Source organism: Chryseobacterium sp. Leaf201, assembly GCF_001421435.1.
In the GTDB taxonomy this organism is placed as follows: Bacteria; Bacteroidota; Bacteroidia; order Flavobacteriales; family Weeksellaceae; genus Chryseobacterium.
In genome coordinates this window covers 1-12,145 of record NZ_LMKA01000055.1, presented here as the reverse complement: position 1 = coordinate 12,145, position 12,145 = coordinate 1, and the positions used below count along the sequence as shown (strand labels likewise).

The window sequence follows — 12,145 nt, the reverse complement described above, 5'->3', positions numbered from 1 at the left end:
TACAATCTTAATAAAAAAGTTCAGGACATCTCCTGAACTTTTGTTTTATCTACCCTACTCCCCGGCCAGCCGCTCTGACTGTGAACCGATGAAAGGAATCTTCGGAGCCAGGAAATATCCGGTCAGGCTTGCAAAAAGAATCGGCACAAAATAGGTAAATCCGGTTAAGGTGCCCAGAATAATGGTGGTGCTCATCGGCGTCCTGGTGACACAGGCATTGATGGCCGCCATACAGCTTACAATAGCCAGCGTGGTGTCAACCGCAGGGAAAAGATGATGAATAATCAATCCTAAAGTGGTCCCTACAAAAAACAAAGGAATAATAAAACCGCCTCTCCAACCTGAAGTTACGGTAATGGCTATGGCCAGGATCTTGAAAATCAAGATCACGATTAAAAAATTCAGCGTATAATCTCCATTGATCAGCTGATTGATTTCATGATGTCCAAAATACCGGGTCAGCGGAAAATAGAACGCGATAATCCCTAATAGAATTCCACCCGTTAATGTTTTAATGTAAATTGGAATCTTCCGGTATTCAAAAATCCTTTTGAAGAATTTAACGACAAAAATAAAAATCCACCCGAATAAAGTCCCGACCATCCCGAACGCCGTTGCGTACGCAAAATCATAGACTCCGGTATAATGATAGGCTTTCAAGTCCCAGGTTGCCCCGATTCCCAGATGGATGATCAGCGCAAACATCAGGTAGCTGAAACAGCTTGCCACCAGTGCCGGAATTATGGCTTTGTAATATTCAACTGCATGCTTATGATGCAGGATTTCCAATGAAAAAAGACTCCCGCCGAGCGGTGCCCCGAACAGTGCCGTAAAACCGGATGCCATTCCGGCAATACTTAAAGAACGTAATTCTTCTCCTTTCAATCTGAAAATTTTTCCTAAATAAGTCCCTGTTGAACCTGTTACCTGAACCAAAGGTGCTTCCGGTCCTAAACTTCCGCCTGATGCCACACAGAACAGCGATGACAAAATCATGGAAGGGTTATTTTTCGGTTCCAGTTTCCCTTTGTTGAACCTGATATTATTAACAATCAGATGAATCTCTCCCGGATCACCGATAAAATGGATTACCAAACCGGCCATAAGCCCGGAAACGGCCATCACAGGAATCACCATCCAGCCCTGAAATTCAGCTAAAAACTCAGTGAAATGTTCGAGGACAATCCAGTACAGTCCGGCAATAATTCCTCCAACCAAACCCGTAATCGCCCACATGAAAAATGTACGGCTGAATACAAAAGGGTTAAATCTGATCGGCTGGTCCAAAAGATTAAATGTCCGGATAATCCTCCTTCTTCTTTTGATTTTCATTTTGTTTATTTGAAATTAAGATCCGCCTAATGGCCAACCCTCCCGGAATTTAAATTCGGCAGAATGACTAATTGGGGAACTAAATCCTGTTCTTAGCAAAATAGAAAATCAGCATTCCCCAGCTCAGGATCATAAATAGACCTCCGAGCGGAGTAACCGGGCCTAAAAATTTCAGGTTAGCCCCTAAATAATCCTGCAGGCTCAGGAAATAAATACTGAAAGAGAACAGTACCGTTCCTGCAATCATTAAAATAGAAATCCATTTTTGTGATGAAGTATCAAATTTTAAAATGTAGCCAACAATCAATAAAAAGAAAGCCGCATACATTTGATATCTCACTCCTGTTTCAAAGCTTTCCAGCCTTTCCACAGACAAAATTTTCTTTAAAGCGTGCGCGCCGAAAGCACCCAGAATTACGGACAGCATTCCGTATACAGCTCCAAAAACTAAAGTTATTGTTTTCATTGTATTTAATTTATCCAACAGATTTTAAACAACCTGTCTATTTATAGTTTAAAATTTTGAATATTAATGATACGATCCCGATTCCTATAAAGATCCATGCAAACTTTTTATTTTGGGCAAAACCGGGATTCTTAGTCAATTTCAGGAAAATTCCGAAGGCCAACATACATGCGGCTACAATAATTCCTAACATTACTCGCTTCTTAAGCGGTTAAACTCACTGATTACCTCATGATGGGTCACCGTTTTGTCCTTAAAATAGGTTACAAAATGTTGCTTTTCTTCTTCTGTTGCTCCCATTTGGTTTAAAATATTCAGCAAATGCATTTTCATATGCCCTTTCTGGATTCCGGTAGTCACCAGGGAACGCAGGGCACCGAAATTCTGAGCCAGGCCGGAAACCGCCAGAATACTCATCAATCCCTGTGCGGAAGGCTTCCCAAGCAGTGCCAGAGAGAATTTCACCAAGGGATGAAGGTTTGTTAATCCTCCGACAACGCCCACGGAAATCGGAAGGTCGATCCAGAATCTGAAAATCCCATTGTCTGTTGTACAATGTGTTAAAGAACTGTATTTGCCGTCTTTGGCAGCATAAGCATGGGCACAGGCCTCAGTCGCACGGAAATCATTTCCTGTAGCGATCACCACAGCATCTACCCCGTTCATGATCCCTTTATTATGGGTTGTAGCACGGAAAGGTTCAATCTCTGCGATATTAACCGCCTGTTTAAATTTTCTTGCAAACTCTTCATTGGAAATCCCGCTGTCGTCTTTCAGGTCTTCAATCTTGCAGGAAACCTCAGCCCTTACGATACAATCCGGGGTAAAATTAGAAAGGATATTCATCACAATCTGTAAAGAACTCTTTTCCTCCTGGGTAAAGTCTTCGGTAACGGCCACTTCCTGTTTCAGGGTTTTCCCGAACTGCTCCAGGCATGAGTTGATAAAGTTTGCGCCCATGGAATCCACCGTATCAAAACTGGCTTTAAGCTGGTAGTAATTCGGCATTTCAGAAGTTTTGTCGACCAGCTTGATGTCTAAAATCCCGCCGCCCCGGTTTCTCATGTTAGCCGTAATAGCCTCGGTAGCTTCCAGTAATTTTTTCTTCAGTTTAAAATTGAAAAAGTGAAGCAGCTTATGAGATTCAACATTAAAAATAAAATGGGTATGCCCCAGTTTTTCATTGTTGATGATGGTGGTCTTAAAGCCTCCTTTATCAATCCAGAATTTGGCAGCTTTTGAAGCGGCAGCTACCACTGAACTTTCTTCTACGGCCATCGGAAGGGCAAATAATTTTCCGTCAATCAGAAAATTAGGGGCAATCCCGTAAGGCATGTAAAAATTGGAAATTGTATTTTCGGAAAATTCATCATGGAGTTTCTGAAGTTCAGGGTTTCCGTTCCAGTATTGGTTTAAGATCTGCTGATATTCGGTATTTCCTTCAAGGTATTCGTTAACGAGCCAGTCGATTTTCCCCTGTTTGTCAAGTTTGGAAAAACCTTCAATCGGTTGGTGATTCATAGTATAACTTTAATGAATCGTAAATATAGTGATTTTATGACTTTCAGTTGTTGATAACTTCAATCAAAAAAGATTGATTTTTATCAATTTTGGGCTTACATTTGATTACTTTATCAGACTTAAAGTTAACATTTTCAATTCCATCATATGAATTTTGACCGCCTTAAAGAAAAACTCGAAATCCTTGCTGATGCAGCGAAATACGATGTTTCCTGCTCATCCAGCGGAGGCACGAGAAAAAGCAAAAAAGGCGCATTGGGAGACAGCTCTGCCAGCGGCATCTGCCATACCTATACGGAAGACGGGCGATGTGTTTCACTTCTCAAAATTCTGCTGACCAATCACTGCATTTATGATTGTGCCTACTGTGTTTCAAGAAGTTCAAATGATATAAAAAGAGCTGCATTTACGGTAGAAGAAGTGGTTGATGTAACCATTAATTTTTACCGGAGAAACTATATCGAAGGCCTGTTTTTAAGTTCAGGGATTTTTAAGAATGCCGACACCACGATGGAACGTCTGGTAAGGGTAGCAAAAAAACTGCGGCTGGAAGAAAATTTCAACGGATACATCCATTTAAAATCAATTCCCGGTGCCAGCGATGAACTGATGCAGGAAGCAGCGCTGTATGCCGACAGGTTATCGATCAATATTGAAATCCCGACTGAAAGCGGGCTGAAGCTGCTGGCGCCTGAGAAAAACCGTCAGGACATGCTCAATCCCATGAAATATATCCAGAATGGGATTGCCCAGTACAAAGATGAAAAGAAAATCTTCAGAAAAGTTCCGAAGTTTGCTCCGGCGGGGCAATCCACACAGATGATCGTTGGCGCCACCAATGAAAATGATTTGCAGATCATTAAAGTTGCCGATCATTTCTATAAAAATTTCAATTTAAAAAGAGTTTATTATTCCGGTTATGTTCCGGTCCTGGAGGATAAAAGACTGCCTTCATTAACCACTGAAGTTCCGATGCTCCGTGAAAACAGATTGTACCAGTCAGACTGGCTGATGAGGTTTTACGGGTTTAAAGCAGAAGAGATCCTTGATCCGAATATGCCATTCCTCGACCTGGAAGTGGATCCTAAAATGAGCTGGGCTTTAAGGCACCTGGATCAGTTTCCCATTAATCTTCAGACAGCAGATTACCAGATGATTCTGAGAATTCCGGGAATCGGCGTAAAGACCGCACAGAAAATTGTAGGGGCAAGACGGTTCCAGGTTCTTACCATGGATCATCTGAAAAAACTGGGCGCTGCCGTAAACCGGGCCAAATATTTTATTGACTTTAATGCCGGCAATGCCTACCTGAGATATCTGACAGATAAAAATTTCAGGAAACTGATCATCGGAGGAAGTTCTTCCAAGTTCCACAACCAGTTTTCTCAGCAGCTGACCTTATTTTAATCAAAAGAACGATGCTTTATTATCAAACGAAGGATCTATCGAAAATATCTTCGATTTTTTCGCAGCCCAAATAACGGAAAGTTAATAAATTGTTACATTATTAAATTGCTAAACTGTTACATCAGATAATGACCACCCTACTCTATGACGGAAGCTTCGACGGGCTTTTTACTGCGATATTCGAAGTTTTTGAATACCGTTATAAAGCAGTGGAAATTATCAGCAGGGAACGCTTCCATCAGGAAAATATTTTTGCAGAAATCCATGAGGTGATTACGCAGAATGATAAATCTGAACGGGTACTGAATAAACTGGAACAAAACATCGGCAAATCCGGGATTCATGAATTGCTGAAAGTGTACCTATCAGAAGATCAGGAATCAGAGCAGCTTATTTTATCGGCAGTACAGCAGTCAGTTAAACATCCGGACAAAAATATTTTACAGAATTATGCCGACAGCGGTATTCTAAAAATTTCCAAAATCTGCAAATCCGTAAGCAGGGAACGGCACCGGATGACTGCTTTTGTCAGGTTTGAAAAAATGCAGGATGAAGTTTTCTTTGCCAAAATCGATCCCGATTTCAATGTGCTCCCTTTGATCCGGAAACACTTTAAAGACCGGTACCAGGACCAGAAATGGATGATCTATGACCTGAAAAGGAATTATGGAATTCTTTATGACCTGGAAACCTGTGATTTCTTTTATCCGGACGAAAAATTAGACTTAAACAAATACCAGCAGAAGTTCCATGATGAAGAAACGCAATATCAGACGCTTTGGCAGCGTTATTTTACAAAAACCAATATTGTGGAAAGGAAAAATCTGAAACTGCACATCCAGCATGTTCCTAGGAGGTATTGGAAGTATTTAACGGAGAAACATTAATTCATTTTTCTTCTGTCTTAAAACGAAGAAGCAAAAAATCCAAAGCCCGGAAACCTGTGTTAAACTTAATTTTAAAATTTTTAATGCTCCATTTTTCCCGTATCCGTTTAGCCAGAAAACTTTTATATCTTTCAGATAAGATTAAAGCCACATGAAAAAGATTATTTCGGGAATTGTTATTTTAATAACTGTTTCAAGTTGTAAGAGTGACAAAACCTCATCGAAATTTAATACCGAAAATGAACATCCCAAAAGTTCTGCTTCAGAAAATACGGTTCAGATCAACAAAGCTGAAAATACCATCAGAAAAAGATTTTCTGCGCCTGAAGGTTACCAATGGGTTGAAGAAAAGTCCGGTTCTTTCGGATACTTTATTGAAAATTTCAAACTGAAACCGTACAGAAGCCAGATTTTGAAATACGATGAAACTCCGATTGCAACACAACATCTTCATGAAGCAGTCTTTGATATCGATACCGGAAACAAGGATCTGCAACAGTGTGCCGATGCCGTGATCCGCCTGAGGGCGGAATATTTGTGGACGACCGGACAATCTGATAAAATCATGTTTCACTTTACAAGCGGTGATGTGGTTTCATGGAATGATTATAAAAATGGGATCAGGGCTTTTGTAAACGGAAATTCTGTCAACTTCAGGAGAACAGCAGGATCTGATGATTCATATGAAAATTTCAGGAATTATCTGGATCTGATTTTTAATTACGCCGGCACCATTTCATTAAACAAAGAAACCCAACCGGTTATTAAAAATGCTGACCTCAAAACGGGAGACCTCCTGATTATACCGGGAAGTCCGGGACATGTGGTCTTTATTTCAGGCGTGTGCCGCAATCAAAAAGGGGAAAAACTGTATTTACTGAGTGAAGGCTTCACCCCTGCACAATCCGTACATGTACTTTCTAATCCTTTTAACCGGAGAATTTCTCCGTGGTACAATCTGGATATTGACGATCCGGAGACCAAAACGGCAAGATACATTTTCAAACCCACAAATTTCAGGCAGTTTTAATCATTTGTATTCAAAACTCTTGTTAAGTTACTGCCTATATCTGAACTTGTTTTTGTAAATTTGTGTTCGAAATTTTTTACCAGATGAAAGAAAGTGCTGTAAAAAAAATTGCCGTTCTTACCTCAGGAGGTGATTCTCCGGGTATGAATGCAGCATTAAGAGCGGTAGTAAGAACCGCCAATTATTATGAGATTGAATGCTACGGAGTAAGGGAAGGCTACAATGGCCTTATCAATGGTGACTTCCTGAAAATGGGGGCCCGTTCCGTAAAAAATATAATCAACCAGGGCGGAACCATTCTTAAGTCTGCCAGATCCATGGAGTTCAAAACTGCAGAAGGCAGGAAGAAAGCTTATGACCACTGTGTAGCGCTTGGCATTGACGGACTGGTATGCATCGGCGGAGACGGAACGTTTACCGGAGCCAAAATCTTTAACGAGGAATTCGGAATCCGGGTGATCGGTGTTCCGGGAACTATCGATAATGATATTTTCGGGACTGACAATACCATCGGCTATGATACGGCACTGAATACGGCCATGGAAGCCATTGACAAGATCCGTGATACGGCTACTTCGCATAACAGGGTTTTCTTTGTGGAAGTAATGGGCCGCGATGCAGGGTTTATCGCTTTAAACAGCGGACTTGCCTCCGGAGCCTTGGATATTCTGATCCCGGAAAGGAAAGACAGCATTGATGAGCTGTTCGCCAATTTCAGGAATGCGGAAAAAACCGGTAAAGCATCAAGCATTGTTGTGGTAGCCGAAGGTGAAAAATTAGCCAACATCTATGAGCTGGCAGAAAAAACAAAAAAGGAATTCCCGGATTACGACATCCGTGTGGCGATTCTGGGCCATATCCAGAGAGGCGGTTCTCCAAGCTGTGCAGACCGGGTACTGGCGAGCAGATTAGGCTACGGAGCCGTAACCGGATTAATGGAAGGGCAAACCAATGTAATGGCAGGCATGCGATCCAACGATCTGGTTTATACACCGATTGAGGAAGCCATTAAAAAACACAATGAAATCAATAAGGATCTTTTACTGATTTCGGAAATTTTAGCAATCTAATATTTTTTAATATAATTTAAAACAAACTATTATGTCAACAATCAAAGTAGGTATCAACGGGTTTGGTAGAATCGGACGTCTTGTATTCAGAGCAATGACTGAAAGAGATAATATCGAAGTAGTAGGAATCAATGACCTGATTAATGCAGAATATATGGCTTATATGCTTAAATATGATTCTGTACACGGTATCTTTCCGGGAGAAGTTTCTGTAGAAGGAAACGATCTTGTGGTAAACGGAAAAAAAATCAGGGTAACTGCTGAAAGAGACCCGAATAACCTGAAGTGGAATGAAGTCGGAGCTGATTATATCGTTGAATCTACAGGTTTATTCTTAGATAAAGAAAATGCTGCAAAGCACATTAACGCAGGTGCCAAAAAGGTAATCCTTTCTGCTCCGTCTAAAGATGATACGCCGATGTTCGTAATGGGAGTAAACCATAATGAGCTTACTGACGATATCAAAATTTTATCCAATGCTTCTTGTACCACCAACTGTTTAGCTCCATTGGCTAAAGTAATCCACGATAACTTCGGGATTGAAGAAGGCCTTATGACTACAGTACACGCTACAACGGCAACCCAGAAAACAGTTGACGGCCCATCCATGAAAGACTGGAGAGGCGGAAGAGCTGCACTTAACAACATCATCCCTTCTTCTACAGGTGCTGCCAAAGCAGTAGGAAAAGTAATCCCTGCACTGAACGGAAAATTAACGGGTATGTCTTTCAGAGTACCTACAGTTGATGTTTCTGTAGTAGATTTAACGGTAAGATTAGAAAAAGAGACTTCTTATGAAGAAATCTGTGCTGCAATCAAAGCCGCTTCTGAAGGGGAATTAAAAGGTATTTTGGGATATACTGAAGATGCAGTGGTTTCTCAGGATTTCATAGGGGATAAGAGAACGTCTATCTTCGATAAGGATGCTGGTATTATGCTTTCTCCTAAATTTGTGAAGCTTGTTTCATGGTATGACAATGAAATGGGATATTCCAACAAATTAGTGGATATGCTGATCCATGCTGCTTCTCTTTCCAATGATTAATATATAATTGGTAATAAGTAATATAAACCTTCCGGAGACGGAAGGTTTTTTTGTATCATTAAATTTATTATTTTTGATATGGTTATGGATTCAGGAATATTTCAGGAAAAATCAGGTTTTCCTAAGGCCTTTGTCATTCTTCTCATCTTTCAGGCTATCGTGGGGAGCCTTATTCTTGTGAAAGACAAGGAATCGCCTTTAATAGTCATCCTCATTACCATTCCGCTAACATTACTGTTCTTATTTTCTGTTTTAAAGTTAAACCTGAATCCACAATATTTTGAATATCATTTTTTCCCTTTTACACTTAATCCGAAAAAAATCAGATGGGATGAAATTAAAGAAATACAGCTCGTGCATACAGATCCTATTACAGATTTCGGAGGATGGGGTGTCAGGCTGTCAAGGAAATACGGGAAAGCGTTTATCACAGGCGGCCAGGAGATTATCTTCCTCAAGCTGAAAGACGGAAAAAAGCGTTCTTTTTCTGTAAAAAATAAGGAAAAGCTTGTGGCATTTTTAGAGAAAAACAACATCCCGTATCAATAAACGATTGAAAATCCATTTGATTTAAATAAGCTCATGATTAAGTTTATCATCCAGTTTAAAGTTGCTTTACAGTTCAACTGATAAATCTCACGACTGTATTTCGGCGTAAAACTTGTAATTTTATCCTTAATGGAGAACAAGATGATGCAACCCCGGTTTAAAAATTCACCTCATTTTAAAGATTTCTGGACGAAAGGCAATGGAAAACAATTGATTGAGTTTTCCGGTGCAGAGGTCGGGTTTACAGATTTTGAAAAGTTTGCCCCTTACTTTTACCATGTGGATGAAACCGGTGATCAGGTGGTGAAAGATATTTATCTCACCAAAAAGTTTCATGAAGCCTCCCGGGAAATTGAACAGTACATCCGCAACGGAGTCACCGAAAATGATCCTGTCCCGGACAGTATAAAAGAAATGTTCCTTCATACCCAGAAAATCCCTGCATGGCTGGATAATAACCTGCTTAAAAGCGGTGCAGAATTGTGTATGAGGAGCAACCTTGATGCGCTTATTTCACTTCGGGATTACTGCCTGATGGGCGGCTATGATTATGCTTACCTTAACAAACCACTGATTACCACAGAAGCCTTGAAAAAAGGTGCCGTTAAAAGACTTTCTGAAACCCTTGATTTCTGGGTAAATGTAACACGGTATGATGCTTTGGAAGTTCATAAAAAAGGATATGAATTTGCTATAAAAACCCGGCTGATCCATTCTTACGCGAGGCTTTCCATTAAAAAACACTACAAACAATGGGACACGGAAAACTGGGGCGAACCGATCAATTCCTGGGATATGATGGCCACCTATATCGGTTTCAGCCTGGTCTTTCTCCACAGCCTGCATAAATTGGGAAATACGTTTTCAGACGATGAGGAAAAGGGACTGTTCCACCTTTGGAAATACGTGGGCTACCTGTTGGGAATTCCTGAGAACCTTTTACCCGACAATAAAAAACAGGCTACTGAATATTTTTACCTCTGGACTGCCGTTCAGCCGCCGGCAGATAAAGATTCTGTTCTGCTTGCGCATTCTTTATTGAATGAATCTCTCGAAAATCCTATTCTGAAGTATCAGTTCCAAAGAAGGAACCTCCGTTATCTCCACATCTGCTGTACATGGTTCCTGCTTGATGACGAAGTATGCAGAAGGCTTCAGATTCCGGAAGTTTCTTACAGAAAAGCCTTCCCGGAAATCAAAAGGGCCGTTAATAAAATCTATGACCGGATGGTAAGCCGTAAAGCCCGGATTAAAAAAGGGAACAAAGACCAGATGAAAGTCCTGAACGATTATCTGAGGATTACACAGCACTCAAATTTTCACTAATATCGCTAGTTTAGCAGCTTTATTTAAAATCATGGCAGTTTTTAAAGAGCAAAAATACCAGACAATAAAATTTCTGAAATATCTGTTTTTTATCAAAACAGGATCAGTCACTGCAGCAGTTATTTAAGTGTTAATCATATGCTTTACCAGATTATGAATATATCAAAAATTTATACTTTTTTTAACTATCAAAACAGCTTTTAATGGTAGATAATATTAGTTTTTAAGTGTATTTTTTTGTAAATTTGATTATTAATTTAAAAGACAGATGAGTAATATTGACGATAAGAAAAAAGCACTTTCGCTGGTGCTTGACAAGTTAGATAAAACATACGGAAAAGGAACGGTAATGACATTAGGTGACAGTACGATTGATACGACCATTGAAGTTATTCCTTCCGGATCTTTGGGATTAGACATCGCTCTTGGAGTGGGTGGATATCCGAGAGGAAGAATTATTGAGATCTACGGGCCTGAATCTTCGGGGAAAACAACTTTAACGCTTCATGCCATTGCAGAGGCTCAGAAAGCAGGCGGAATTGCTGCCTTTATTGATGCAGAGCACGCTTTTGACAGAGGGTATGCAGGAAAATTAGGAATTGACCTGGAAAACCTGATCATTTCCCAGCCGGATAACGGTGAGCAGGCTCTGGAAATTGCTGATAACCTGATCCGTTCAGGAGCTATTGACATCGTAGTCATTGACTCCGTTGCCGCACTGACTCCGAAAGCAGAGATTGAAGGTGAAATGGGAGATTCTAAAATGGGTCTTCATGCAAGATTGATGTCTCAGGCTTTGAGAAAATTAACGGCTACCATTTCAAGAACAAAATGTACGGTAATTTTCATCAACCAGTTGAGAGAGAAAATCGGTGTTATGTTCGGGAACCCGGAAACGACAACAGGTGGTAATGCATTGAAATTCTATGCTTCGGTAAGAGTGGATATCAGAAAAGCAAGTGCACCGATTAAAAACGGTGATGAAGCGATAGGAAGCCGCGTTAAAGTGAAAATTGTGAAGAACAAAGTAGCTCCGCCTTTCAAAATGGCAGAATTTGACATCATGTACGGTGAAGGCGTTTCTAAAACCGGGGAAATCCTTGATCAGGCGGTAGAACAGGGCATTGTGAAGAAAAGCGGATCATGGTTCAGTTATGAAGAAACAAAACTCGGACAGGGACGTGATGCGGTGAAAGATGTTTTAAAAGACAATCCTGAGCTTGCTGAGGAACTGGAAAACAAGATCAAAGAAGAATTGAAAAATAAAGTAAAATAAGTTTTTCAGAAATTATAATGAAGGCAGCTTTAAGGCTGTCTTTTTTTATGGAAAAATGATCTGTGGATCGCAGCATATCCAATTAAAACAAATTATTTATCAAATCAAGACTGGTAACAACCGATCAGCTAAATTTAGAAACAATAAACCAATCAATAAACTTCTTCCTATAAGAACTATCTAACCTTAAAGTTGTTTAATAAAAACTATACTTTATACTTTATACTTTATACTTT

11 protein-coding genes are annotated in these 12,145 nt (G+C 40.1%); 8 read left to right on the top strand and 3 right to left on the bottom strand.

Features of this window, described 5'->3' with window-relative positions; translation table 11 throughout:
- Nucleotides 1-54: 54 nt before the first annotated feature.
- The 3 genes from ASE55_RS05305 to ASE55_RS05295 form a co-directional block, all read right to left on the bottom strand.
- Nucleotides 55-1,332, bottom strand: a complete 1,278-nt coding sequence (locus ASE55_RS05305; RefSeq protein ID WP_056216361.1) for a chloride channel protein — start codon at nucleotides 1,330-1,332, stop codon at nucleotides 55-57.
- 79 nt (nucleotides 1,333-1,411) lie between these two features.
- On the bottom strand, nucleotides 1,412-1,798 hold the full coding sequence (locus ASE55_RS05300) for a DUF423 domain-containing protein (RefSeq protein ID WP_056216359.1): 387 nt from the start codon (nucleotides 1,796-1,798) through the stop codon (nucleotides 1,412-1,414).
- A gap of 192 nt (nucleotides 1,799-1,990) precedes the next feature.
- Nucleotides 1,991-3,319 carry a hydroxymethylglutaryl-CoA reductase, degradative gene (locus tag ASE55_RS05295; RefSeq protein ID WP_056216358.1) on the bottom strand — a complete coding sequence of 443 codons (1,329 nt, stop codon included), beginning with the start codon at nucleotides 3,317-3,319 and terminating at the stop codon, nucleotides 1,991-1,993.
- A 147-nt stretch (nucleotides 3,320-3,466) separates the two neighbouring features.
- On the opposite strand from ASE55_RS05295, the gene ASE55_RS05290 reads away from it, so the two are divergent.
- From ASE55_RS05290 to recA, 8 genes are all read left to right on the top strand, one after another.
- Nucleotides 3,467-4,726: a putative DNA modification/repair radical SAM protein gene (locus tag ASE55_RS05290; RefSeq protein ID WP_056216356.1), complete on the top strand. Its 1,260-nt coding sequence runs from the start codon at nucleotides 3,467-3,469 to the stop codon at nucleotides 4,724-4,726.
- 128 nt (nucleotides 4,727-4,854) lie between these two features.
- A complete protein-coding gene (locus tag ASE55_RS05285; protein ID WP_056216354.1) occupies nucleotides 4,855-5,613 on the top strand; it encodes a TIGR03915 family putative DNA repair protein in 759 nt (252 codons plus the stop codon).
- 151 nt (nucleotides 5,614-5,764) lie between these two features.
- Entirely contained in the window at nucleotides 5,765-6,643 is an 879-nt protein-coding gene (locus tag ASE55_RS05275; RefSeq protein WP_056216350.1) for a DUF4846 domain-containing protein, read from the top strand.
- An 83-nt stretch (nucleotides 6,644-6,726) separates the two neighbouring features.
- A complete protein-coding gene (gene pfkA / locus ASE55_RS05270; RefSeq protein ID WP_056216348.1) occupies nucleotides 6,727-7,713 on the top strand; it encodes a 6-phosphofructokinase in 987 nt (328 codons plus the stop codon).
- Between the two features lie 31 nt (nucleotides 7,714-7,744).
- Nucleotides 7,745-8,758, top strand: coding sequence for a type I glyceraldehyde-3-phosphate dehydrogenase (gene gap, locus ASE55_RS05265; RefSeq protein ID WP_056216346.1), 1,014 nt, complete (start codon nucleotides 7,745-7,747; stop codon nucleotides 8,756-8,758).
- Nucleotides 8,759-8,842: 84 nt separating this feature from the next.
- Nucleotides 8,843-9,307, top strand: coding sequence for a hypothetical protein (locus ASE55_RS05260; RefSeq protein WP_128414501.1), 465 nt, complete (start codon nucleotides 8,843-8,845; stop codon nucleotides 9,305-9,307).
- Nucleotides 9,308-9,436: 129 nt separating this feature from the next.
- Nucleotides 9,437-10,633, top strand: a complete 1,197-nt coding sequence (locus ASE55_RS05255; RefSeq protein WP_238584997.1) for an oxygenase MpaB family protein — start codon at nucleotides 9,437-9,439, stop codon at nucleotides 10,631-10,633.
- Between the two features lie 268 nt (nucleotides 10,634-10,901).
- Nucleotides 10,902-11,909, top strand: coding sequence for a recombinase RecA (gene recA, locus ASE55_RS05250; RefSeq protein ID WP_056216342.1), 1,008 nt, complete (start codon nucleotides 10,902-10,904; stop codon nucleotides 11,907-11,909).
- The last annotated feature ends 236 nt before the right edge of the window (nucleotides 11,910-12,145 follow it).